This window comes from Nocardia sp. NPDC050712 (assembly GCF_040654295.1).
Classification (GTDB): domain Bacteria; phylum Actinomycetota; class Actinomycetes; order Mycobacteriales; family Mycobacteriaceae; genus Nocardia.
In genome coordinates this window covers 1,927,156-1,951,898 of sequence record NZ_JBFAHT010000002.1, presented here as the reverse complement: position 1 = coordinate 1,951,898, position 24,743 = coordinate 1,927,156, and the positions used below count along the sequence as shown (strand labels likewise).

20 protein-coding genes are annotated in these 24,743 nt (G+C 71.2%); 16 read left to right on the top strand and 4 right to left on the bottom strand.

Annotated elements, in window-relative coordinates; all coding sequences use genetic code 11:
- Nucleotides 1-20: 20 nt before the first annotated feature.
- On the bottom strand, nt 21-6,524 hold the full coding sequence (locus AB0H76_RS19910) for a type I polyketide synthase (RefSeq protein WP_357325641.1): 6,504 nt from the start codon (nt 6,522-6,524) through the stop codon (nt 21-23).
- Nucleotides 6,525-6,693: 169 nt separating this feature from the next.
- Here AB0H76_RS19910 and AB0H76_RS19905 point away from each other — a divergent pair, with 169 nt between their 5' ends.
- From AB0H76_RS19905 to AB0H76_RS19885, 5 genes are all read left to right on the top strand, one after another.
- A complete protein-coding gene (locus tag AB0H76_RS19905) occupies nt 6,694-7,590 on the top strand; it encodes an SDR family NAD(P)-dependent oxidoreductase (RefSeq protein WP_357325638.1) in 897 nt (298 codons plus the stop codon).
- Nucleotides 7,587-8,801, top strand: a complete 1,215-nt coding sequence (locus AB0H76_RS19900; RefSeq protein ID WP_357325636.1) for a lipase family protein — start codon at nt 7,587-7,589, stop codon at nt 8,799-8,801. Before AB0H76_RS19905 ends, AB0H76_RS19900 begins: the two co-directional genes overlap by 4 nt.
- 89 nt (nt 8,802-8,890) lie before the next feature.
- The gene (locus tag AB0H76_RS19895) at nt 8,891-10,009 is read left to right on the top strand and encodes a lipase family protein (RefSeq protein WP_357326268.1); all 1,119 of its coding nucleotides are present in this window, start codon (nt 8,891-8,893) and stop codon (nt 10,007-10,009) included.
- 28 nt (nt 10,010-10,037) lie between these two features.
- Nucleotides 10,038-10,211, top strand: coding sequence for a hypothetical protein (locus tag AB0H76_RS19890; protein WP_357325633.1), 174 nt, complete (start codon nt 10,038-10,040; stop codon nt 10,209-10,211).
- A 64-nt stretch (nt 10,212-10,275) separates the two neighbouring features.
- A complete protein-coding gene (locus AB0H76_RS19885) occupies nt 10,276-10,662 on the top strand; it encodes a DUF5655 domain-containing protein (protein WP_357325630.1) in 387 nt (128 codons plus the stop codon).
- On the opposite strand, the gene AB0H76_RS19880 is transcribed toward AB0H76_RS19885, so the two are convergent.
- Nucleotides 10,663-11,316 carry a TetR/AcrR family transcriptional regulator gene (locus AB0H76_RS19880; RefSeq protein ID WP_357325627.1) on the bottom strand — a complete coding sequence of 218 codons (654 nt, stop codon included), beginning with the start codon at nt 11,314-11,316 and terminating at the stop codon, nt 10,663-10,665.
- A 110-nt stretch (nt 11,317-11,426) separates the two neighbouring features.
- On the opposite strand from AB0H76_RS19880, the gene AB0H76_RS19875 reads away from it, so the two are divergent.
- From AB0H76_RS19875 to AB0H76_RS19855, 5 genes are read left to right on the top strand one after another with little or no spacing between them, the layout of a single operon-like run.
- Nucleotides 11,427-12,560 (top strand): VOC family protein, encoded by a 1,134-nt coding sequence (locus tag AB0H76_RS19875; protein ID WP_357325624.1) that lies wholly within the window; start codon nt 11,427-11,429, stop codon nt 12,558-12,560.
- Nucleotides 12,557-13,495 (top strand): fumarylacetoacetate hydrolase family protein, encoded by a 939-nt coding sequence (locus tag AB0H76_RS19870; protein WP_357325621.1) that lies wholly within the window; start codon nt 12,557-12,559, stop codon nt 13,493-13,495. The genes AB0H76_RS19875 and AB0H76_RS19870 overlap by 4 nt, the downstream gene beginning before the upstream one ends.
- Nucleotides 13,496-13,500: 5 nt before the next feature.
- Complete coding sequence (locus AB0H76_RS19865; protein ID WP_357326265.1) at nt 13,501-15,396, top strand: acyl-CoA synthetase; 1,896 nt, start codon at nt 13,501-13,503, stop codon at nt 15,394-15,396.
- A complete protein-coding gene (locus AB0H76_RS19860) occupies nt 15,393-16,919 on the top strand; it encodes a bifunctional 3-(3-hydroxy-phenyl)propionate/3-hydroxycinnamic acid hydroxylase (RefSeq protein WP_357325618.1) in 1,527 nt (508 codons plus the stop codon). The genes AB0H76_RS19865 and AB0H76_RS19860 overlap by 4 nt, the downstream gene beginning before the upstream one ends.
- Nucleotides 16,916-17,890 (top strand): amidohydrolase family protein, encoded by a 975-nt coding sequence (locus tag AB0H76_RS19855; RefSeq protein ID WP_357325615.1) that lies wholly within the window; start codon nt 16,916-16,918, stop codon nt 17,888-17,890. Before AB0H76_RS19860 ends, AB0H76_RS19855 begins: the two co-directional genes overlap by 4 nt.
- Before the next feature lie 6 nt (nt 17,891-17,896).
- Here the strand turns inward: AB0H76_RS19855 and AB0H76_RS19850 are convergent, their stop codons facing one another.
- On the bottom strand, nt 17,897-18,499 hold the full coding sequence (locus AB0H76_RS19850) for a TetR family transcriptional regulator (protein ID WP_357325612.1): 603 nt from the start codon (nt 18,497-18,499) through the stop codon (nt 17,897-17,899).
- Between the two features lie 71 nt (nt 18,500-18,570).
- On the opposite strand from AB0H76_RS19850, the gene AB0H76_RS19845 reads away from it, so the two are divergent.
- Genes AB0H76_RS19845 through AB0H76_RS19835 form a run of 3 tightly spaced genes read left to right on the top strand, consistent with a single transcriptional unit; the run spans nt 18,571 to nt 21,328 of the window.
- The gene (locus tag AB0H76_RS19845; protein WP_357325609.1) at nt 18,571-19,791 is read left to right on the top strand and encodes an alpha/beta fold hydrolase; all 1,221 of its coding nucleotides are present in this window, start codon (nt 18,571-18,573) and stop codon (nt 19,789-19,791) included.
- 50 nt (nt 19,792-19,841) lie between these two features.
- Complete coding sequence (locus AB0H76_RS19840; protein WP_357325606.1) at nt 19,842-21,035, top strand: hypothetical protein; 1,194 nt, start codon at nt 19,842-19,844, stop codon at nt 21,033-21,035.
- Complete coding sequence (locus AB0H76_RS19835) at nt 21,032-21,328, top strand: hypothetical protein (RefSeq protein WP_357325604.1); 297 nt, start codon at nt 21,032-21,034, stop codon at nt 21,326-21,328. The genes AB0H76_RS19840 and AB0H76_RS19835 overlap by 4 nt, the downstream gene beginning before the upstream one ends.
- Here AB0H76_RS19835 and AB0H76_RS19830 read toward each other — a convergent pair.
- Complete coding sequence (locus AB0H76_RS19830; RefSeq protein WP_357325601.1) at nt 21,267-21,563, bottom strand: hypothetical protein; 297 nt, start codon at nt 21,561-21,563, stop codon at nt 21,267-21,269. The two genes, AB0H76_RS19835 and AB0H76_RS19830, sit on opposite strands and share 62 nt — an antisense overlap.
- Nucleotides 21,564-21,760: 197 nt before the next feature.
- On the opposite strand from AB0H76_RS19830, the gene AB0H76_RS19825 reads away from it, so the two are divergent.
- From AB0H76_RS19825 to AB0H76_RS19815, 3 genes are all read left to right on the top strand, one after another.
- The gene (locus tag AB0H76_RS19825; RefSeq protein WP_357325598.1) at nt 21,761-22,339 is read left to right on the top strand and encodes a dihydrofolate reductase family protein; all 579 of its coding nucleotides are present in this window, start codon (nt 21,761-21,763) and stop codon (nt 22,337-22,339) included.
- Between the two features lie 17 nt (nt 22,340-22,356).
- Nucleotides 22,357-23,121, top strand: a complete 765-nt coding sequence (locus AB0H76_RS19820; RefSeq protein WP_357325595.1) for a class I SAM-dependent methyltransferase — start codon at nt 22,357-22,359, stop codon at nt 23,119-23,121.
- Between the two features lie 248 nt (nt 23,122-23,369).
- Nucleotides 23,370-24,713 (top strand): hypothetical protein, encoded by a 1,344-nt coding sequence (locus AB0H76_RS19815; RefSeq protein WP_357325592.1) that lies wholly within the window; start codon nt 23,370-23,372, stop codon nt 24,711-24,713.
- The last annotated feature ends 30 nt before the right edge of the window (nt 24,714-24,743 follow it).

Genomic DNA, 24,743 nt, shown 5'->3' with positions numbered 1-24,743 from the left:
GGCCGACTCTCGCTTCCTGCTCAGCCCAGACCCGCGGGCCCGACACGGTCGATCATGTCGAAGAGCTCGTCGTCCTCGGCGTTGTCGATGTCGTCGGCGACCACCTCGGCGGGGCCGCCCTGCAGAGTCCGCACGATCTCGTTGACCCGGGCCAGCAGCGTGCCGAGCTGATCCGGCGCCAGTCGCACGTCCGCGCACCCGGCGGCCAGCGCGTCCAGGTGCGCGGCGATCCGCCCGGCCGGATCGTCGACCGGTGCGATCTCGGACCTGATGTAGCGGGCCAGCGCGGCGGCGTTGGGATAGTCGAAGACCACCGTCGTCGGCAGCTTCGCCCCCGTGGACGACTTGAGTCGATTGCGGAACTCGACCGCGCCGAGCGAGTCGAAACCGAGGTCGGTGAAGGCGGTTTCGGCCGGAACGGCATCGGGGGAGGAGTGCCCGAGCACGGCCGCGGCATGCGAGCGGATGACGGTGAGCACCATCCGTTCCTGCTCGGCCTGACCCAGCCCGGCCAGTGCGGCCTGCAACTTCGACGACTCACCGGAGGCGGTGTCGGCGGTGCGCCGGACCGCGCGCACCAGCGCGCGCAGCACCACCGGCAGCTCCTCGGGATCGTGGGACCGCAGGGCCGAGACATCGAGCCGGGCGGGCACCGCCAGCGGCGACCCGAGCGCGAGCGCCGCGTCGAACAGCGCCATGCCCTCCTCGTCGCCGAGCGGAATCAGCCCTTCGCGGCGCATCCGCAGGATGTCGCGTTCGGTCAGCTCGCCGGTGATGCCGGTCGCCCGCTCCCACAGCCCCCAGGCCAGCGAGGTGGCGGGCAGCCGGTGGTGGCGCCGATGCTGGGCCAGGGCGTCCAGGAAGCCGTTGGCCGCGGCGTAATTCGCCTGCCCGGGCGCGCCGAGCAGGCCGGCGACCGAGGAGTAGGTGAGGAACGCGGCCAGGGGCAGATCCGCGGTCGCCTCGTGCAGATGCCAGGCGGCGTCGACCTTGGCGCGGAACACCGTGGCGATGCGCTCGGGGGTCTGCGCGGAGAACACCGCGTCGTCCACCACGCCGGCCGCGTGCACCACGGCGGTCAGCGGGCGCTGCTGCGGCACGGTCGCGAGCAGGCGGCGCAGCGCCACCGGATCGCCGACATCGCAGGCGGCGATCTCGACTTCGGCGCCGAGCGCGGCCAATTCGGCGGCCAGCGCACCCGCGCCCGCGGAGTCGGCGCCGCGCCGGCTGGTCAGCAGCAGGCGCCGCACGCCGTGCGCGGTCACCAGATGCCGGGCCGCCAGCGCACCGAGACCACCGGTGCCGCCGGTGACGAGCACGGTGCCGTCCGGGTCCAGCGCGGTGGGCACGGTCAGGACGTTCTTGCCGATGTGCCGGGCCTGGCTCAGGAAGCGGAAGGCCTCGGGGGCGCGCCGGACATCCCAGGCGGCGACCGGAAGCGGTTGCAGCACACCGGTCCGGAAGAGGTCGCCGAGTGCGCCCAGGATCTCGCCCAGCCGCTCCGGCCCGGCCTCCATGAGCAGGAAGTTGCGATAGACGACACCGGGATGCCGGGCCGCGACCTCGGCAGGATCACGCAGGTCGGTGAGCCCCATCTCGATGAAGCGCCCGCCGCGCGGCAGCAGCTCCAGCGAGGCATCGACCTTGTCACCCGCCAGCGAGTCGAGCACCACGTCCACGCCCCGGCCGCCGGTGGCCGCGAGGAACTTCGCCGCGAATTCCACGGTGCGGGTGTTGCCGATGCGATCGTCGTCGAACCCGATGTCGCGCAGCACATCCCACTTGCCCGGACTGGCCGTGACATACAGCTCGAGCCCGAGGTGCCGGGCCAGCTGCACCGCGGCCATGCCGACGCCGCCGGTGGCCGCGTGCAACAGCAGCGACTCGCCGGGTTGAGCCGCGGCCAGGTCCACGAGGGCGTAATACGCCGTCGCGAAGACGATCGGGGCGGCCGCGGCCTCCTCGAACGACCAGCCCGCGGGAATCCGCACGACGGTGCGATGATCGGCCACCACGGTGGCGCTCACACCGGTGAAGATGCCCATCACCCGGTCGCCGGGCACGAGGTCGCCGACGTCGGGCCCGACCTCGACCACGACACCCGAGCCCTCGCCGCCCACCGCCGTCCCCGGGATCGGGTACATGCCGAGCACGATCAGGACGTCGCGGAAGTTGACGCCCGCCGCGCGCAGGGCGATGCGGACCTGCCCGGATTCCAACGGCGCTCGATCGCCCGCGCGGTGCGCCAGGATCATGTTCTCGCCGTCCAGGGTGCCGCGCCCGCGGGTGGTCAGCTCCCAGTCGTCGTCGTAAACCGAGGTGGCCCCGTCGACGGTGTCGGTGCCCGCTCGTGTCAGCCGCGGCACGAAGGCTTCGCCGTGGCGCAGCGCCACCTGCGGCTCGTTCGTGGCCGTCGCGGCGAGTACCGCGGCGCGATAGTCGCGCGGGTCGTCCAGGTCGAGCAGGGTGAGGCGGCCGGGGTTTTCGGTCTGCGCACTGCGCAGCAGGCCCCACACCGCGGCGGCCGCGAGATCGCCGACATCTTCGGCGCCGTGCACGGCGACGCCACCGTGGGTGACGACGACCACCGGCGCGGTCGCCAGGATCTCGTCGGTCAGCAGGCGCTGCACGCACTGCTGCACGGCCACCACGCGGTCCCGGACGGTTTCCGGGAAGCTCGGCGCCACCGGACCATCGAAGGCGCGCACGACGGCGAATTCGCGATCGCCGGCGACGCAGAGTTCGGGTGCGAGGGCATCCGAGAGGTCGGTGCACCGCCATTCGCCGCTCTCGGGTTCCGCCTCGGCCTTGGCCGCCGGAACCCAATTCATCTCGTACAGCGCCTGATCCGCGGTGACCGCGGTGTGGCCGAGCGCGTCCAAGCGCACCGACCGCAAGACCAGCGACTCCGCCCGGGCGACCAATCCGCCCGTGGGATCGAACAATTCGAGCCGGATGCGGTCGTCCCCCGCGGGCGCCAGCCGGACCCGCAACGCGGATGCGCCGACCGCGTACAGCGACACGCCTTCCCAGGCGAACGGCAGCCGCACCTGCCCGGCCTCGGCCGGTCCCGTGGCGCCGGTGGCGATCATGGCGTGCAGGGCCGCGTCCAGCAGGGCCGGATGCAACCCGAAGCGGGCGGCCTCCGCGCGGGCGGTCTCCGGCAGCTCCACCTCGGCCAGCACATCCTGGCCGTGCCGCCAGATCCGGCGCAGCCCGCGGAACGCGGGGCCGTAGGCGTATCCGGCGGCGGTCAGCATCTCGTAGGGATCCGCCTCGCCGACGGAGATCGCCCCGGCGGGCGGCCAGGCGGGGAACTGCTCGGCCGCAGCCCGTTTCGCTGCGGCGGGCTGCACGACGCCGGTCGCGTGCGCGGTCCACGGGAGTTCGTCGTCCGCGGTCTGCGGGCGCGAGTACATCGTGATCGAGCGTTCGCCGGAGTCCTGCCGCGGACCGAGAGCGATCTGCATGTCCACCGCGCCGGTCTCGGGCAGCACCAACGGTGCTTCCAGCACCAGTTCGCCCAGCACCGGGCAGTCCGCCAATTCGCCGGTGTGCCAGGCCAGGTCGACGAAGGCGGCGCCGGGCAGCAGGACCGCGCCGCCGATCCGGTGCCCGGCCAGCCAGGGCTGGGCGTGCAGCGACAGCCGCCCGGTCAGCAGCATGCCGCCGTCGGCGGCCAGGTCGATCTTCGCCCCGAGCAGCGGATGGTCGGTGGCGCCGAGCCCGGCCGCGCGGACATTGCCGCCGGAGCTCACCTCGAGCCAGAAACGTTCGCGCTGGAAGGCATAGGTCGGCAGATCGACCAGGCGCGGCCCGGCGCCGTCGAACAGCCGCGCCCAATCCAGCGGCGTACCGGCGCAATACAGGGTCGAGAGCCCGGAGACGAACGCGGTCTCGCCCGGACTGCCCGGTCGTTGCAGGGCGGCGACCGTCACGGCCACCGGGTCCTCCGCGTCCGGCAGCGCGTCCAGCACCATGCCCGACAGCGCCGTGCCCGGCCCGATCTCGGCGAAACACTCGACGCCGCCCTCTTCGCGGGCCCAGCGCACCGCGTCGGCGTACCGGACCGGTTCGCGCAGGTGGCTCACCCAGTAATCCGGGGCGCACAGCTCGGCGGCGTCGGCGACCTTGCCGGTCAGTGCCGAGACGACCGGAATGGCCGGCGGCAGATACGTCAGGCCGCGGCACACCTCGGCGAAGTCGGCCAGCACCGGATCCATCAGGGGGGAGTGGAAGGCATGGCTGACCCGCAGCCGGGAAGTGCGCACACCGTCGGACCGCAACCGGGCCGCCACGGCGTCCACCGCGGCCTCCGTACCCGAAATCACCACGGCGGCAGGTCCGTTCACCGCGGCGATGGCCACCGCGCCGCTGTGCGCGCGCAGCAGCTCGGCGACGGCGTCGGCCTCGGCGGCGACCGCGAGCATCGCACCCTCCGGCGCCGCCTGCATCAGCCGGCCGCGCGCGGCCACCAGGGCGCACGCGTCGGCCAGACTCCAGACCCCGGCGACGTAGGCGGCGACGATTTCACCGATCGAGTGCCCCATCACGAAATCCGGTCGCAGTCCCCAGGATTCGGCCAGCCGGAACAGGGCGACCTCGGTGGCGAACAGGGCCGCCTGGGTGGTCGCGGTCCGATCCAGGACGCCGGTCGCGGGCAGGTAGGGATCGGCGAAGACCACCTCCCGCAGCGCGACATCGAGTACGCCGTCGAACTCCGCGCACACCTCGTCGAAGGCCGCGCGATAGACCGGGTACGCGTCGTAGAGCTCCCGGCCCATGCCGACGCGCTGGGCGCCCTGCCCCGGGAACATCGCCGCGGTGACGGCCGGCCCGGGCGCGGCCCCGGTGACGACCCCGGCCTCGCCGCGCCCCTGCGCGAGCGCGGCGAGACCGGAGACCAGCTCCTCGGTGCGCTGCCCGGCGATCACCGCGCGATGCTCGAACCGCATCCGCGAACTCGCCAGGGCGAACCCGATATCCACCGGGTCGGCGTGCCGCCCGGCCTCGATCCAGTCGAGCAGCGAACGTGCCTGGGCGGCAAGCGCTTCGGGGGACCGGCCGGCGACCACCCAGGGGATCACCGGAGGAGCAATGCTGTCGGCGGACCGATCCGCCAGGAGATCCGGGTCGCCCTGTTCGATGACGACATGGGCGTTGGTGCCGCTGATGCCGAAGGAGGACACCGCGGCCCGCCGCGGCCGGTCGCGGCCGGGCCAGGCCTGCGCCGCGGTGACCAGCTGAACCGTGCCGTCCCAGTCCACATGCGGCGTCGGCGCGTCGACGTGCAGCGTCGGCGGGACGATGCCGTGCCGCATGCCGAGCACCATCTTGATCAGGCCGCCCACGCCGGCGGCGGCCTGGGTGTGGCCCATATTGGATTTGATCGAACCGAGCAGCAGCGGCTGCCCGTCCGCGCGCTGGGCGCCGTAGGTCCCCAGCAGCGCGGTCGCCTCGATCGGGTCGCCCAGCACGGTGCCGGTGCCGTGCGCCTCGACGACGTCCACCTCGTCCGGGGTCAGCCCGGCATCGGCCAGCGCCGCCCGGATCACCCGCTGCTGGGACAGCCCGTTCGGTGCGGTCAGGCCGTTGGAGGCGCCGTCGGAGTTCACCGCGGTACCGCGCACCACGCCGAGCACGCGATGCCCGAGTCGCCGTGCTTCGGAAAGACGTTCCAGCAGCAGCATTCCCACGCCCTCGCCCCACGCGGTGCCGTCGGCCCCGGCGGCGAAGGACTTGCACCGGCCGTTGCCGGCCAGCGCGCGCTGGGTGGAGAAGGCGACGAACGCGGCGGGTGTGGTCATCACCGTCACACCGCCGGCCAGCGCCAGCCCGGTTTCCCCGGTGCGCAGCGAGCGCACGGCCTGATGGATGGCGACCAGCGAGGACGAGCACGCGGTGTCCACGGTGACGGCGGGGCCCTCGAGGCCCAGGACATAGGCGACCCGGCCGGAGGCGATGCTGGCGGCCTGGCCGGTCATCAGGAACTGCTGAATACCCTCGCGTACCTGCTGACCCAGATCGCCCGCGGCGGGGCTCTGCGGATCCGACATCATGCCGACGAACACCCCGGTATCGGTGCCCCGGACCGCCGCCGGATCGATACCGGCGCGCTCGAAGGCCTCCCACGCGGTTTCCAGCACCAGACGCTGCTGCGGATCCATCGCCAGGGCCTCGCGCGGGCTGATCCCGAAGAACCCGGCGTCGAATTCGGTGGCGCCGGTGACGAATCCGCCCGACTTCACCGAGGACTTGCCCGGCTGCCCGGGTTCGGGGTCGTAGAGACCGTCGGTGTCCCAGCCGCGGTCGGCGGGCCACTCCGAGACCAGATCGCGGCCCTCGGCCACCGCCTGCCACAGTTGCTCGGGTGTAGCCACACCGCCGGGATAGCGGCACGCCATGCCGACGATGGCGATCGGTTCCCGAGCCCGAGCCTCGACGTCGTCCAGGCGCTGCCTGGTCGTCTGCAACTCCCGCAGCGCCTTCTTCATATACGTGCGGAGTTCGTGCTCATCGGCCATGGGGCAAATCTCCTGTATCAGCGGTGACCTCGGCCACGCTAGGACACGGGGTCGGCGAAGTAGCTTCGCGCCGTGGCTCTTTGGGAATTGTCCAACGATCCGGCGGACCCTCCGGACAATCCACAAACGCATTGCCGCGCGATTGCCCGTCTCCGTAGGGTCTGGCGCCATGGCGAGCAATCCCGACCCCTTACCGGACCAGACCGGCCGCACCTTCGTGATCACCGGAGCCAACGGCGGGCTCGGCGCGGTGGTCACCGAGACCTTGGCCGCGGCCGGCGCCCGGGTGATCATGGCCTGCCGCGACCCACGCCGGGCCCAGTCCATCGCCGACCGGGCGGCCGGCGACGTCTCGGTCGCGGCCCTGGATCTGGCCGATCTGGCGTCGATTCGGGCCTTCAGCGCCGAATGCGGCGAGATCGATGTCCTGATCAACCTGGCCGGTGTCATGAACGTGCCTTTCGCCCGCACCACGGACGGGTTCGAAATGCACTGCGGGATCAATTATCTCGGGCACTTCGCGCTGACCGGCCGACTACTCGGGCGGATCTCGGACCGGGTGATCTCGGTCTCCAGCATCGCCCACCAGTGGACCTCGGACCTCGCCGTCGACGACCTGTCCTGCCATCGCCGCCGCTACCGGCGATCGCGGGCCTACGCGCAGTCCAAGCTGGCCACCCTGATCTTCGGACGCGAGTTGCAGCGCCGGTTCCGGGCCGCCGGATCCGAACGGCGCTCCTACGCGGTGCATCCCGGCGTCGCCCCGACCCCGCTGGTGGCCCGGACCGGGACCCCGCTGGACTACGTGGCCGAGCCGTTCATCGGACTGGTCGGTCAATCCCGCACCGCCGCAGCTCGATCCACGCTCTTCGCCGCCACCTCGGCGGACGCCGACCCCGAGATCTACTGGGGCCCCACCCGGCTGCTGCACACCCGCGGCCCGGTCGGTCCCTGCCCGTCGAGCGCGCTGTCCCAGGATCGCGCCCTCGCCGCACAGCTCTGGCTGGCGGCGGAGGCCGCCACCGATGTGCGCTACCGATTCGATTCGACAGCGAGTGCCACATGAAGCCGCCGCGCCGGCGGCACGTGGTCGTCGCGGTGCTGAGCGCGCTCCTGCTCAGCACCGCGACCGGCCCCGGGCCCGCGGCCGCCGCGCCGATCTACCCGGCACCCGACCCGGACGCTTTCTACGCCGCGCCGCCCGGCCTGGCGGCCGCGGAACCCGGTGCGGTGCTGGACGTGCGCGCTCAGCCGCCGCTGCCGTATTTCCCCACCGCCACAGTCAGTCTGGTGAAATTCCGGTCCACCGATTCCAAGGGCCGCCCGATCGCGGCCACCACCACGGTGCTCACACCGGCCAACCAGCAGCCCGGCGCGCCGCTGCTGTCCTATCAGCACATCATCAACGGGCTCGGCACGCGGTGCGCGGTGTCGCACGCCCTCTACGACTACGACCCCAACCTGCTCTACCGCGCCGTGCCGCTGCTCAACGCCATGCTGTTGCGCGGCTGGAGTGTCGCTCTGCCCGATCATCTGGGACCCAATGCCGCCTACGGCGCGGCGCGCCTCGGCGGCCAGATCACCCTCGACGGCATCCGCGCCGCCCAGCGTGCGCCCGGACTCGGTCTCGCGGGCAGCCCGGCCGCCATGCTCGGCTACTCCGGTGGCGGCATGGCCACGGCCTGGGCCGCCGCCCTGGCCCCGGCCTACGCCCCGGAATTGCGCCTGGTCGGGGCCGCCGCGGGCGGGGTGCCGATGAATATCGCCACCATGGCGCACGCCCTCGGGCTGGCCCCGCATCCGATGTTCGGCCTGGCCATGGCCGCCGCGCTCGGACTGGAACGCGAATATCCCGACCGGCTCCCGCTGAGCGAGCAGATGAACCCCGCGGGTCTCGAGGTGCGCGCGGCGATGGCCAACGGCTGCACCATCGAACTCATCGCCAGCGGCGCGATGCGCAGTGCCGCCGAACTCGCGACCAGCACCTCGCTCATCGACGACCCCCGGGTCTGGGCGATCGCCGAGGAGAACAGCCTGGAGCTCTTCGACGGCGTCCCGTCGGTGCCGATCTTCGAATGGCACACGCCGATCGACCCGTTGATTCCGGTCGACGCGGTCGAGAACACCCTGCGCCGGTACTGCGGGGCCGGCGTCCGCGTGGAATCGCAGCTCTACCCGAGCCCCGATCACCTCGCGACGGCGGTCATGGGCTTTCCCGCCGCGGTCGCCTGGCTGGACGCCCGCTTCCGCGGCGAGCCCGCACCGAGCACCTGTTGACAATCAGAAGGAAGTACCCCATGCGTCGGATGTGGACCACGGTCCTGGCGTTGCTGCTGAGCGTCCTCGCGATCGGGCCGCTGGCTCCGATGACGAGCGCCCAACCCCTGTATCCCACACCGAATCCCGACCCGTTCTTCGCGGCACCGGGCAATCTCGCCGATCTTGCGCCCGGTGATGTCGTCCGGACCCGGCGCCTGGACACGGGTTTGTATGTGGGAACGACGATTTGGCATGTCGCGTTCCGGTCGACCAACTCGGCCGGCAACCCGATCATGGCCGTGACGACGGTGCTGATTCCGGCCGGGGTCACCAATCCGCCCCTGGTCTCCTATCAGGCGCTGATCAATTCCCTCGGCACCAAATGCAATCCGTCGTACTCGCTGTTGAACGAGGAGACCCTCGACGCCTGGGGTGCGGTGCTGCCGCTGGGCCGCGGCTGGGCGATCGCCCTGCCCGACTACCTCGGCCCGACGGTCGCCTACGGCGCCGCGCGGCTGAGCGGCATGGTCACCCTCGACAGCGTCAAGGCCTTGCAGCGTGCGCCCGAACTCGGCCTCGGCGCCTCCCAGGTGGCGCTGGCGGGCTACTCCGGTGGCGGTATGGCCAGCGCGTGGGCCGCCGCATTACAACCGAGCTACGCACCGGATCTGAAGCTCGCCGGTGTCGCCGCGGGCGGTATCCCGGCGGACTTGGAAGAGCTGGCGCTCGGCCTCGGCTTCGGCTTCCATCCCGGCTTCGGCCTGGCCTTCGCCGCCGCCATGGGGCTGGAACGCGAATATCCGGAGCGCCTGCCGATCTCGGATCAGCTCAACGACACCGGACTGTGGTTCCGCGAGATCACCCACGACGAATGCCGGCGCTTCCTGCTGCTGCACGGCGCCGTCCGCAATGCCGAACAACTGGCGGCCACCAAGAGCCTGATGGACAGTCCCGACGCCCGCGCGGTCCTGCGGGAGAACAGCCTGCGCTACTTCGAGGGTGTGCCGCAGGCGCCGACGCTGATCTGGCAGGGCGTCTTCGACGAGCTGACGCCCTTCGAAACCGTGGCCGGCATCGCGGCGCGCTATTGCCGCGCGGGCGCGCCGATCACCTTCTCCCCGTATCCGATCGCCGAGCACATGACCACCGCGGTCGCCGGTCTGGCCGAGGCCTGGACCTTCCTCGAAGCCCGATTCCGCGGCGAACCCGCGCCGACTCGCTGCTGAGGCGAGCCGAAAACCGCAGGGGGAGAACATGGTCAGCGAGCTCGAAAGGAGTGACGACGACGAAGCGTCCGGCCCGCCGTCGCCGGTCCGCCCGTCGAGCCCGGATGTCGTCGCGATGCTCGTCCTGGGACTCGAGCTGGCGATCGCGCTGCACGACGTCGCCGAAGCCGCCCGTGAGCAACCGGAAGAGGACGACCTCTAGCGGGCGGGTTACGGTGGCCGAAGTGGGTACCACTCGTCCGGGAGCCGATCGATCGGAGACACACGTGGGCAGCGAACAGCACACCGTCGAGCGGCTTTTCGCCGAGCGCCCGAGCGCACTGCGGCTGTTCCACCGGCTCGCGCCGCGGATCGAGGGGCTCGGCGACATCCGGACCGTGGTCACCAAATCCCAGGTCTCCTACGGCGCGGACCGGAAGTTCGCGTGGCTGTGGCCGCCCGCCCGGTCCAAGAGCAGTGTTCAGGACCTGCTCATGCTGACCCTGGACACCCGCGGCCCGCTGTCCGATCCGCTGATCGTCAGCGTCGAGGAGACCTATCCCGGCAAGTGGACTCACCAGATCAAGGTGACCGATGACGCGGTGATCGAGCGGATCGTGTCGGCGGGCTGGCTGGACGCGGCCCTGGACTTCGGGATCAAACCGCCGAAGTAGTTACCGCACAACCGCATCGGCGCCGAGCGGCGGCAGGGGGCGCCGGCAGATCTCGCGCGCCTCCTCGGTCGGCAGGCCGAACATGCGCAGCAGATCCTCGGCCACCTGGTCGGTGGCCTCGGCGTCGTCGCGCTCGGGTTGCTCGTGCAGGAGCTGGCCCAGGCAGAGCGTGGCGCCGCCGACGATGGTCATCGCCAAGCCTGGGTCGCGGACCTGGAACCGCCCCGCGCCGACGGCCGCCTCGATGTCGCGCCGCGCGCGGGGCGCGAGCCCCTTGTCGGAACCGAGCAGGTTGAGCCCGTCGTTGAGCAGCATCTTGCTGAGGGTGGGGTTGCGGCGATGCAGGCGGCCGGTGAGCCGGAAGCTCTGCGCGAACACCTGGGCCGGGTCGGCCAGGTCCGCGCACAACTCGTCCAGCAGGGCGCCGTGCCGATCGAGCGCCTCCTCGATCGCGGCGTGGAACAGCTCCTCCCGGCTCTGGAAGTGGTTGTAGAACGACCCCATGCCGACGTCGGCGGCCTGCGTGATCTCCAGGATCGGCGCGTTGAGCTTGCCCTGTGCCAGAAATGACTGTGCCGAGCGCACCAGCGCGGCCCGGGTGCGCGCCTTGCGGCGCTCCAGGCGATTGGGCTCGGAACCCGTCTGTGTGGTCACGCCCGCCATCGTAGCGCCCCGGATCAGTTCTGACGAAGTCGTCAGAATCTTCTTGACTGATGACTCACTCGTAAGTGACGATATCGTCAGACAAGGAAAGGGAGTGGTCCATGGGCGGCCATCACGACGTGCACACGGGCCTGCACAGTGCGCACGGGGCCTTGGCGGGTGAGCATCCCGGCCGGGCCCGCAACCCGGTGGTGAAGGTGCTCGACCTGGCCTGGCTGGAATTCGAGAAACCCGACCTGGAACGCGCGGAATCCTTCGCGCACGCCTTCGGCTTCGTCACGGCGGCGCGGACCGCGGAGGAGGTGCAGTTACGCGGCACCGACCCCGGCGCGCCCTGTGTGCTGCTGCGCCGCGGTGCCCGCTCGCGGTTCGTGGGCCCGGCGTTCCGCGCGGCCGAATCCGCCGACCTGCTGCGTTTGGCGGCCGGCACCGGCACCGAGGTGGTCGCGTTGCCGGAATCGCTGGGCGGGCTGGCCGTCGAGCTGGCCGATCCGAGCGGTCTGCGGGTCCGGGTGGTCGACGGGACGCACGACCTGCCCGCGCTCGCGGCGCAGCAGCCGCACACTCTCAATGTCGGACACGCCGTGGCCCGCCGCAACGCGACGCAGCGACCGCCACGCGAGCCGGCGCGGGTACAGCGCCTCGGGCACGTCGTCGTTCAAACCACCCGCTACCGGCAGACATTGGACTGGTACCTGGAGCATCTCGGGCTGATCGTCAGCGATTTCCTGTACTACCCCGGCCAGCGTGGGCGGGGGCCGGTGATGAGCTTCCTCCGGTGCGACCGCGGGTCGACTCCGGCCGATCATCACACGCTCGCACTGACTCTCGGCCCGTCCAACCGGTATGTGCACTCGGCCTACCAGGTCGCCGATCTGGACGCGCTCGCCGCCGGCGGTGAGTATCTGCTCGAACGCGGGTACCGCCGCTCGTGGGGGATCGGCCGGCACATCCAGGGCAGCCAGATCTTCGACTACTGGCGTGATCCGGACGGCTTCCTGGTCGAGCACTTCAGCGACGGTGACCTGTTCGACGCCGGCCTCGAGCCGGGGTGGGCGCCGATGAGCGCCTCCGGTCTGGCCCAGTGGGGCCCGCCCGCCACCAAGGACTTCCTCGGCATTTCCCCCGGCCCCGAGTCGCTGCGGGAGTTGCGCGCCGTCGTCGGCGCGCTGCGCGAGGACAACGAATTCGATCTCCGCCGCCTGCGCGGCCTGTTGAAAGTAGCCAGCTCGTGAGCATTTCCGTCCTCCGCACCGCCGACGCCTGGTGGGTGCTGACCTCCGCCGGAGCGGCCCGCATCGAGACCGCGGCCACCACCACCCAAGAGCTGCTGGCCGACCGCGGCGCGATCGACGCTGCGGTCGTCAGTCCGGAAACCGTTGCGGTGGAATCACTGTCGCTGATCTCGCCGGTGACCGCGCCGTGCCGTGTGGTAGCGCAGATGACGAACTTCGCCTCCCATGTCGAGGACTCCGGCCTGGATCCGCGGACCGTGCCGCTGACGTTCTTCCGGAAGACCTCCGGATCGATCAGCGGTCCGCACGACGACGTGATTCGGCCCGCCCACGTGCGACTGCTCGACTACGAGGTCGAGATCGGGCTCGTCTTCGGCGCCACCATGCCCGTCGGCTCCGACATCGCGGACGGTGATCTGGCCGACTATGTCGCGGGCCTCGTCGTCACCAACGACGTGTCCGCGCGCGATGTGCAGTTGCCGAAAACCCAGTTCTACGAGGCGAAGTCGTATCCCACCTTCACCCCGGTCGGTCCCGCGCTGGTGCTGCTGGACGCCGGTGAGCTGAAGCGGTTCACCGAGCTGCGGCTGCGGCTGTGGGTCAACGGCGAACTCCGCCAGGACATGACGGTCGCCGACATGATCTACGCACCGGTCCAGGCCTTGCGCGCGCTGACGAAATTCCAGCGGATGGACCCCGGTGATCTGCTGCTCACCGGGACACCGGCGGGCACGGCGCTGAAGGCTCCGGCCAAGCCGGTGGAGATCATCGGTTCGCTGTTGCCGCCGAAGGTGAAGTGGACGTTGTTCTTCCGTGGCCAGGCCAAGAACCCGAAGTACCTGAACGACGGTGACGTGGTCGAAGCGGCGATCGGCACCGACGACGGCGCCGTCGATCTCGGCCGTCAGCGCACGGTCGTGCGGTTCGCCCGGTGACCGAGATGTCGACGCCGACGGCGGAGGAGCTGCTGTGGCCGCGCTACACCGGTCCCGATGACCTCGCGGCCATCGAAGCCGTGCCGCTGGAGCGGCGTGGGCTGCCCGAATCCACCTACGCCCTGCTCCGCCGTGCCGCGACCATCTGGCCGGAGCGCACCGCGATCACCGTGCTGCCCGAGGCCGCGCGCTGGCGGGAACCGCTGTGCCGCAGCTACTCCGAACTGCTCGCCGACGTTCACCGGTACGCGAATCTGCTGCACACACTCGGTGTGGGCCGCCAGGACGCCGTTGCGCTGCTGGCACCCAACTGCGCCGCGCTCGTCCCCGCCCTGCTCGCCGCTCAACTCGCGGGCATCGCGGCACCGATCAACGGCGCGCTCGCGCCGGCGCACACCGCCGAGCTGTTGCGTCGTTCCGGTGCCAGGGTTGTGATCACCGCCGGTCCGGAGCTGGCGCCGGATACCTGGGCGACGGCGCAGGGGCTCGCGGCGCGGGGCGCGGTGGACGCGCTGCTGGTGCTGCGGCCCACCGGCGCGGTCACGCCGCCGCCGGCGCTGGGCGCGGTCGACGGTGTCCGAGTCGAATATCTGGATGTTCGCGCCGCGACCCAGGAGTCGGCCCGCTTCCTCGGAACACCGCCCGCGGCCGAGGATCTGGCGGCGCTGTTCCACACCGGCGGCACGACCGGGGTGCCGAAGCTGGCGGCGCACCGGCACCTCGGCGAAGTCGCCAACGCCTGGATGCTGGCCGCCAACGCCGTCTTCGACGAGGACTCGGCGATCTTCGCCGCGCTGCCGCTGTTCCATGTCAACGCCCTCGTCGTCACCCTGCTGGCGCCGCTGTTCCGCGGCCAGCCCGTGGTCTGGGCCGGGCCGCAGGGCTACCGCGACCTCGGCCTGTACGCGGATTTCTGGAAGATCGTGGCGCACTACCGGATTGCCACCATGAGCGCCGTGCCGACCGTGTACGCGGTCCTCGCCCAGTGCCCGGTCGACGCCGATATCTCCAGCCTGCGCTACGCCGCGGTCGGCGCGTCACCGCTGCCCAGCGCGGTGCGGGAGCGCTTTCAAGCGCACACCGGCGTGACCCTGGTGGAGGGCTACGGCCTCACCGAGGCGACCTGCGCGACCGCGCGCGGCTTTCCGGACGCGCCGCGTCCCGGCGCCGTCGGTCAGCGCATGCCCTATCAGCGGGTCGCGGTCGTCCGCCGCCGGGAGAGCGGGCAGTGGGAGGAGCTGCCCCTCGGCACGGCCGGGGTGCTGATGATCAGCGGCCCAACGGTTTTCGCCGGGTACGTCACCGGCCACGACGAGCACGGCCATCGCCTCGAGGGCCTGGGCGTCCTCGTCGACGGCTGGCTCGACACCGGCGATCTGGCCTGCCTCGACAGCGACGGATTCATCCGGCTGCGCGGCCGGGCCAAGGACCTCATCATCCGCGGTGGGCACAATATCGACCCGGCCACCATCGAGGACGCGCTGCTGACCCATCCACAGGTCGCCGCCGCGGCGGCGGTGGGCCGCCCGGACGTGCACGCGGGGGAGGTGCCGGTCGCCTACGTCGCGGTGACCGGCGATGTCTCCGAGGCCGAGCTGGTCGCCTGGGCCGCCGACCGGGTGCACGAGCGAGCCGCCGCGCCCCGGACCGTCAGCATTCTCGCCGCGCTGCCGGTCACCGACGTCGGCAAGCCCTACAAGCTCGGGCTGCGCGCCGACGCGACCCGCCGCGAGCTGCTGGACGCGTTCGCCGAGGTGGCCGGTGTGCGCGGCGTCGATGCCGTGGTCGAAGACGGCACGGTGAGCGCCACCGTCGACATCGACGCCGCAGTGGACCGGCAGGCGATCGAGGCGACGCTCGGCCGCTACGCCATCGTGTGGAAAGTCGCAGTGGGCCGATGACAGCCCTATTCTCGCCGGTCGTCATCGTCGGTGCCGGCCCGACCGGACTCACCGCCGCGACGCTGCTCGCGCAGTACGGCATCGAGGCACTGGTCCTGGAGCGCTGGGCCGAGGTCTATCCGAAACCGCGCGCGGTCCACCTGGACGGCGAAATCCGCCGGACGCTGGACCGGCTCGGGGTCGGCGCGGAGTTCGACGCCGTCTCCCGACCGGCCCTGGGGTTGCGGCTGATCGCGCCCGGCGGCCGGATCCTGGCGCAGTTCGACCGCGACCCGGCCGGTGGCCGCAACGGGTTTTCGGAGGCGAACCTGTTCGACCAGCCGGATCTGGAAGCGATTCTGCGCGCCAATCTCGTCCGGTATCCGAGTGTGGCGCTGCGCGCCGGCGTGCAGGTCACCGCCGTCGTCGACGAAACCGACGGCGTCCGAGTCGATTTCACCGACCGCGCGACCGGCCGGGCCGAGTCGGTGCGCGCCCGGTACGTGCTGGGCTGCGACGGGGCCAACAGCCTCGTCCGCGCATCCCTGGGCATCCGGATGCGGGACCTGCGGTTCGATCAGCGATGGCTGGTGGTGGACATCGCCACCACCGCCGACCTGGGCCATTGGGAGGGTGTCCAACAGGTCTGTGATCCGGTCCGGGCGGCGACCTACATGCGGATCGGGGAGACCCGATACCGCTGGGAATTCCGGCTCGGCCCGGGGGAGACCGCCGCGGACTTCCGCGACGTCTCGCGGCTGCGCCCGCTCCTGGCCCCCTGGCTGGACGACGATGCCTGCGCGGACCTCGAACTGGTGCGCGCCGCGGAGTACACCTTCCGCGCTCAACTCGCCGACCGCTGGCGCCTGGGTCGCGTGTTCCTGCTCGGCGACGCCGCGCACCTCACGCCGCCGTTCATCGGCCAGGGGATGGGGGCGGGCCTGCGTGATGCCAGGAATCTGGCCTGGAAGCTGGCCGGAGTCCTGCGCGGCGAACTGCCCGATGCCGTCCTCGACACCTATGAGACCGAGCGAAAACCGCACGCGCGAACCATGATTCGATTGGCCAGATGGACCGGCATCACCATGACCGCGGGCGGTGACCTGGGAAACCGGCTGCGCGGATTCCTCGCGCCACGGCTGCCCGGCCTCGCGCACGTGGTCACCAGCGGGGAATCGCCGCCCCTGCGTCGCTCGGAATCGGTGGTCGCGCCGTTCGGCAGACGCGGTCTGGCCGGCCGGCTCACACCGAACCCGCGTCTAGGCGACGGGCGTCGCCTGGACGAGCATCTCGGCGGTCGTTTCGCGGTACTCACGCTGGCCGAGATACCGCCCGTGGAACGGGAATTGATCGAACGGCGCGGCGGTGTCGCCCTGGTGGCAGACGACGGTAGCGCCCTGTACCGCTGGATGCGTCGGGGTCGTGCGGCCGCGGTGCTGGTCCGGCCGGACGGCACTGTGCAGCGGTGCGGCCGCGACGCCGCGGCGCTCCGCGTCACGCTGCCTGTCTTCCTGCCCGCCGAAAGACGAAGGGACACCGAGTGAACGACCTCTCCGCGCCCAAGCCTCCGTTCACCGGAGCCATCGACGTACACGCGCATTTCCTGACACCGCGGCTGCGCGAAGCGTTGCTGGCTGCCGGGCACGAGCACCCCGACGGCATGCCCGCCCTGCCCGACTGGACCGCGGCCGCGGCGCTCGACCTGATGGACCGGACCGGGGTGCGGGCGGCGATGCTGTCGGTGTCCTCACCCGGCGTGCTGCTCGACGACCCCCTCGCCACCCGCGCGCTGGCCCGCGCGGTGAACGAGGAAGGGGCGGCGGTGGTCCGCGACCACCCCGATCGCTTCGGCCTGTTCGCCTCGGTGCCGCTGCCCGACGTGACCGCCGCACTCGCCGAAACCGCTTACGCTTTGGACGAACTGGGCGCCGACGGCGTCGCGCTGGAGACGAACTACCGCGGGACCTACTTGGGTGACGCCACCTTCGATCCGTTGCTGGCCGAGCTGAACGACCGCAAGGCCGTCGTGCACCTGCATCCCACCTCGCCGGCCTGCTGGGAACACACGTCCCTGGGCCGCCCGCGGCCGATGCTGGAATTCCTTTTCGACACCACGCGAACCGTCGCCCAGCTCGTGCTCGACCGCACGCTCGACCGCTACCCCGACATCGAGTTCATCGTCCCGCACGCCGGTGCCGCACTGCCGGTCTTCGCCGACCGGATCGCCGGGTTCGCCGTCATTGAGGCACCGCACGCACCCTTGGACGTGCTCGCCGCGTTGCGTCGATTGCACTACGACCTGGCCGGATTCGCGCTGCCGCGCGCCCTGCCCGCACTGTTGCGGATGGTCGCCCCGGATCGGCTTCTCTACGGCAGCGATTTCCCCTTCACGCCGGACTGGGCGGTGCAGGGGCTGGCGCATGCGCTGGCCGCGGACGAGCAGCTCGCGCCGGCCGCGCAGCGGGCCATGCTGCGCGACAATGCCCTGCGGCTGTTCCCCAGGCTGTCGGCCTGAGCGCTGTCACGACCGCGTCAGCGGTCCGAGTGCGAGCCCGAGCTGCCGGGCCCACCACCGCACATGCGCTGCCGAGTTGTTCGCCGCCGGGCCGGTGAGGCCGGCGCTGCGGCGAAAAGCGCTGCCGTAGAGCGCTTCTGTCGCCATCGCCTGGTGCAGTGCGGCGACTGCGTGCCGGGTGTCGTCCAGGGCGCTGCCGGGTGGCCGCAGCCGATGCAGGGCGTCGACGACCGGATCGAGCATGCCGGCGCCGCGGTCGCGCCAGCCCGCGGCGTGCAGGGCGACCGCGAGTTCGCCGTAGCCGCGGCGGTACAGGGTTTCCAGGGACTCGACCAGTTCGAGCAGATCGGCGTCGCGGTCCAGCCATTGCGCGAGGACGTCGGTGAGCGCGGCGCGCACGCGCCGGCCACCGTGGCGGAGCAGTTCGGCGAGCAGCTTGTCGCGATTGCCGAAGTGGTGGGTGACACCGGCGTCGGTCATGCCGACCCGGGCGGCAACCGCGCGGACCTGCACGGCGGCGACGCCGCCCTCGGCCAGCAGGGCGGCCGCGGCGTCGAGGATCACTCGGCGCGCCTCCTCCGGTGATCTGCGCGTTCTCGGGGCGGTCACGATCCTGATTCTACCTTGACGCACCAAGGTTTGCGGGCATACCTTGAGATGTCAAGGTAGAGGAGGGCGAGATGCCTTTGACCGAAATCACTGTGGACGGAATCACCCTGCGCGGCACTGTGACCGGTGCCGGCCCGACCGTGCTGCTGTTGCACGCGGGAGGGGAGCGCCGGGGCGTCTGGGCCCCGGTCGCGATGCGGATGGCACTGTGCGGGCTGCGGACGGTGGCCTTCGATCTGCGCGGCCACGGGGAGAGTTCCGGCCAGGCGCGCACCCTGCGCGCGGTCGCCGGTGACGTGCGGGAGATGGTGGCCCGCGAAACGGGGCCGATCGTCGTGGCGGGCACCTCGCTCGGCGGGCTCGCCGCGCTCGTCGCCCTGGCCGACCCCGCCGTGGCGCGGCGTGTGGCCGGACTGGTGCTCGTGGACGTCGTCCCGGAGGTCGACCTGGATCGGTTCCGGCGCTGGCGCGACGAACAAGGACTGCGCGATCTCTTCAGCGAGCTGGTGGCGGACATTCTCGGGCAGGGCGCGGCACTGCTCGCGGGCGCCGCGACGCTCGATCTGCCGATCCTGCTGGTGCGCGCCGGAAAACAGTCGCCGTTCGGCGACGCCGACGTGGACCGCTTCCGCGCGGTCAACCATCACGTCGCCGTGACCACCGTGCCGGAGGCCGGCCACCTCATCGCCCGTGACGCTCCGGCCGAGCTCGCCCGCATTCTCACGAACCAGGCCAGCACCTGGCTGGGCACCGAGGACGTGGTGCGCCGCGCCCTGGAGTTACAGCACACGCTCGGTGCCGGGCGGCTCGATCATCCCGGCGGCACCCTGGACGCGCACCTGCTCCGGGTGCACGCGCAGGCGGCCGAGTGGAATGCCGCGCCCCGGGCCCGGCTCGCGGCGATCTGCCATGCGACCTACGGCACCGACGGGTTCGGGCAGGCGCTGCTGCCGGTGACCGAACGGAGTCGGCTCGAGCACGTCATCGGGTCCGATGCCGAGGCACTGGTGTACCTCTACGGCGCGTGTGATCGCGCGCGGACCTACCGGGCGCTCGGCCGTCGGCATTTGCCCGTCTTCGATCGATTCACCGGGCAATCGCGGGAGATCCAGGGGATCGAGCTGCGCGATTTCGCGGTGCTGACGATCGCCAACGAACTCGATGTCGCGCGGCACGCGCAGCTGCCCGGTTCGGCGCGCAAGGAGATCCGGGCGCTCGTCGCCGCGCTGGCGAGCTACGCACCGGCGGAAGCGGCGTGGGCGCTGGCCGACGTGGCGCTGGCCCAGGACTAGCGGCACGGCCATCCGAAGTCGTTTCATGCCCCGGCTGTGTACCGTGTGGCATGGAATCGCGTTCGGGCCGTGCGGAATCCGGCGGACCGGAGATGATGATCGAGCGGGTGCGCCGGCCGCTGGCGGTCGTGCTGGGGGTTGTAGTGGCGGCGCTGGTCGCGGGCTTGCTGCCGGGCTGGTGGTGCGGCCGCGATGCCGGCGCGTGGTTTCGGGGAGATCCGGCGCGGGTGCGCGCGCTCGCCGAGGAACTGGTGGCGTTCGAAGCCGAGGACGATCGGCGCCGGGCCGCGGGCGCGGCGGTCGGCCCCACCGGCATGTGGGGGCTGCTCGAGCATCAGATGACCGCGCTGGGGCTCGCGCAGGTGAGTCTGGCGCACCCCGAATGGCGAGAACGCTACGCCCCCATCGTGACTCGGGCGGCGACCAAGAGCCTGCTGCCCGAGCTGCGCGCCGAGTTCACCTCGGCCTGGCACGGCGAGGACGGACTGGCGGTACCCGACAGCCCGAACGGCCATGCCTACCTTTCCTATCCGGCGCTCGCGCTCGGGATGGCGCGGCTGCTCGATCCGGCGTTTCCGCCCGATCTCGCCGCACAGCACGACACCCTCATCGCCGCCTACGCGCGGCGGCTACTCGCGTCGCCCACCGGACTGCTGGATACCTTTCCCGGCGAGGCCTACCCGACCGACGTGGCGGCGGTGGCCGCGGCGATCGCGGTGCACGGCCGCGCGACCGGCACCGACCACACGGCGGTACTGACGCACTGGGCGCGCCAGGTCCGCGCCGTGCAGATCGATCGCGGCACGGGGCTGGTCGTGCAGCGCATGGGTGTCGACGGGCGTGCGCACGATGCCCCGCGTGCCTCGGGAACCGGATTGGCGGCCTACTTCGCCGGGTTCGCGGACCGGGCGCTCGCCGAAGAGCTGGCGACGGCGCTGTTCCGCCAGGAGCGCAGCGTGCTCGGGTTCGGCGGAATCCATGAGTACGGCGACGGCTACGACGGCCCGGGGGATATGGACAGTGGACCGGTGGTGCTCGGGATCTCGGTGTCGGCCACGGGATTCGCGCTCGCCCCGGCCAAGGCGTTCGGCCACCGGGAGGTGTTCACCCGCCTGTATCGCACCACCGACCTGGCCGGTCTGCCCTTGCGCAGCGGGACGCGTTTGCGTTTCGCCACCGGTGGGGTCATCGGCAACGCGCTGCTGCTGGCGTTCCTCACCTCCGGGCCGGAGCTCGCGCGATGAGCCGGCTGCGGGCCTGGTGGCCGCCGGTGCTGGTGCTCGTGCTGTACCTCGCCCTGCTTCCGGTGCTGGCGGCGCTGTCGGCGCGCCAGGGGTTCGGGTCGCCCGACGGGACCGGGCCCGTCTATCTGGCTGTCAGTGCCGCGGTGCTGGTGCTGCGGCTCACGCTGCTGATCGTCGTTCCGGCCGTCGTAAGTTATCGCGTGGTGGCCTGGGGGATCGCGCGGATCCTGGTCAGTGCGCCTTTGCGCCGAGCATTATCTGGTGGCCGTTCGCGCCTTCGACGATCGAACTGATCGTCCACACGCGTTCGGAGACGCTGGTTCCGGCGGCGGTCGTGTACGCGTCGACCTCCAGCACGCCGCGCCCGTCGGGGTCGCGCAGGATCGCGGCGTCGGCCATCGAACCATCGGAGAATTCGAGTTCGTAGGCGTCCGCGAGGCTGTCGGCGGTCACGATGATGCCCGGGAACAGGTGCGAGTATCCGGTGCTCAGGTGGCCGCGGGACGCGGCGGCATTCCGTTCGGTCATGATCACGCTCCTCGTGGATGTGCACGGCCCGGAAGATCAGCGGCCTCTCGATCCTACGGATCCCCGGTGCGGCGGCGGTGGCGGTGAACATCCCGAGCAAGAGCAAACCCTGACTCGACAGGATCGCCGGCGCCGATGAGTTTCGCCGCGGATCCCGGTCTCCATTGATGAACCCGATCAACCCTGAGGAGAGAACAGTGACCGTCACCTACACTTTCGACGTCTTTTCCAGTCTCGACGGTTTCGGCGCCGCCGGCGGCGACTGGACCGGCTACTGGGGCAAGCAGGGCCCCGAACTGCTCGGCCACCGCCTTGCCCGCTATGAGCAGAAGCAGCGCATGGTGTTCGGCGCCAACACCTACCGGGAGTTCGTGCAGATGCTGTCCGCGGCCGGCGCGGAGTCCGAGGTGCGCGACCCGTGGGTCACGCGGATGGTGAACCTGCCGGCCACGGTCGTGTCGACCACCCTGGAAGAGCCCCTTAACTGGCCGGACGCGGTCGTCGCCCACGGCGACGCCGTGGACGTCGTCGCCCGGCTCAAGAAGGAATCCGAGGTACCGCTGCGCTCGCACGGCAGCGTGTCCATGAACCGGGCGCTGATGGCAGCGGGCCTGGTCGACTTCGTCCAGGTCACCCTCTTTCCCGTGATCACCGGCCAGACCGGACTCGACCCGATCTTCCAGGGCGCGGCCGACTTCGACCTGGAACTCGTCGAGAGCACCACCCTCGACGGGAACATCCAGGAACTCATCTACCGGCCGACATTGCACGGGTGACTGGATAGGCTTGTCGAATGGGACGGCATGCCAGCTCTTTCGGAGCGGCCGCGGCCGCCTACGCCGAGCACCGGCCGGACTACGCGCCCGCCGCGGTCCGCTGGGCGCTATCGCGTGCGCCGGGCCCGCGGGTACTCGATCTCGGAGCCGGAACCGGCAAACTGACCGGCACGCTGATCGCGGCCGGCGCCCAGGTCACCGCAGTCGAGCCCGATCCGGCCATGCTCGCCCAACTGCACCGCACCCACCCGGATGTCCCCGCACTACCGGGCAGCGCCGAGCGGATACCGCTACCGGACGGTGCTGTCGATGCCGTTGTGGCGGGCAACGCCCTGCATTGGTTCGACATGGCCGTCGCGGGACCCGAGATCGCCCGGGTCCTCGCGCCCGGCGGCACCCTGGCGGGACTGTGGAACGTCATGGACAACCGGGTCGACTGGGTCGCCGGGCTCGGGCGGGTCAGCGGAAGCGCCGCGATCGGACCCCGGGACACTTTCACCAGCTGGCGCACGGCGACAGCAGCCCTGCACCTTCCCGCCTCGGAGTCCGTTGCCCGGTTCGGCTCACCTGAGCAATCCGAGTTCCCACACGGCCAACGCCGCACCGCCGACTCCCTCGTCGCGACACTCGCGACTCGCGCCGGAGTGCTGGTCATGCCGGAGGCGGAGCGCGAAGACACGCTCGGCCGGATCCGCGGGTTCCTCAGCGGCACAACCGAAACCGCGACCGGCGAATTCGTGGTCCCGATGCTGACCGGCGTTCTTCGCACCCGTCGGCTGTGACTGTCATCGACGGAGCGGCGTCAACAAGATCATCCGGCGCTGGTGGTAGGCCTTACTCGTGTGATGCCGCAACCAGTTCCGGATGATCATGGCGGTTCGGGGCTTATTGCTGTGGGCTGGGATCAGGCACTGAAGCCTGGTTCCCGGACCCACGTTTGGCGGGTCTCGGCGACAAGCATTACCATCGGCTCGATGATGACTTCTTCTGATCACAGATCGGGGGTTCCGCTCGTCCAAGGTGAGTGCTGATGCTCACTGTGCTGACGAATGCGGACCATTTTCCCGCTTCCTTCTGGCCGCGCGTGCGTGAATTCGCCGTGCCGCCATCCATGATCGAGACCGCGACCGCTCGGCGTGAGGCCGGGGATTGGGCTGGGGCCTGTGTTGCCGCGGGTTTCGACGTCGATATCGACTTGCGTTCCGCCGCCGGGGTTTACGGCCGGGAGTTGCTGGCCGAGGTGCGATCCGACCTCCGGCAGCTGGTGCCGGATCTGCTGCGCTGGCACCTGCCCCGAGTGGCTCCGGACGGGTTGCTCCGGCCGGGAGTGACGATCTCGCTCGCTCGGTACCACTGGGGCGCAGCGGGATTCGTGCATCTGGTGGTTCGGACCGCGCCGGCTTGGGCGGATGCCGGGCAGCGGGTCGGCCTCGCGCTGTGGGATGCCGCCGGAACCACCGTGGGCTCGCACCCGCATCCCCGGCCGGACCGCCGCTTCCGAATGGACCTGCATCGTCACCTCTGGGATGCAGATCGAGCCGGTGAGCTGCGCGAACGATGCGGACCCGGCGACGATCCACCGGATCCAGCCCTGCTGGACATGGTGCCGCACGGCTGCGCCGTCGACCGCTGGGCGGCCGAGGCGCGCATCCTGCTCGATGTCGAAGGGCGACAGGGGAATACGGTCCTGGTGCGGCTGGGTGCCCGGCGGCGGGTCATCGCCGAGCTGGGGCCCACCGGGCTGCACGCCACGACGTACCCGGCCGGATCCGCTTCCGCGCTTCCGGTGCTCCCCGACGCCGCCACCTGGCAATCACCTGACCTGGCACTGCTTCGCACCGGCGCGATCTCGCTCGACCGTCTCCATCCGATGGTCGCCGCAGCGCTCGCGCCGGGTTCGTCGCGGAGCGAATCGGCTGGGGCGCCACCGCCACCGGAGCGAACGCACCTGGTGGAATGCAACGGCAGACAGCACCGAATCGGTTTGGTCGAGGGCGTGCTGAGCGCATTGGACCACGAACCGGCCGAGGTCCAGCGTGAGGAACTCCTGGCCGCGCTGAGCGGCACCCCGGTGCCCTGCTTGCAGGCCATCGACCAGGCGCATCGTCAACCGGACTGCCTTGCGGGCGTGCGCGAACGTCTCGCGCACGGTGACACGGCGGGCGCACTCGCCGTCGTCGAAGGGCTGCTCGGTCCCGAGGCGATCCTGCGTGACGGTGCCCTGCGTGACGAACTGGAAGCCGCCGCGCAACAGCGAATCATCCATGGGCTCTACCGATCCGGACTGTCGGCGTCGCAAGTGGCCCTCCAGTATCCCGGCACTCGCCGCCCCCGCGACCGGCGCGCGCACCCGCGCTACGCGACCCGCACCTGACATTGCCGCGCCTCCGGGCGTACCTCAATC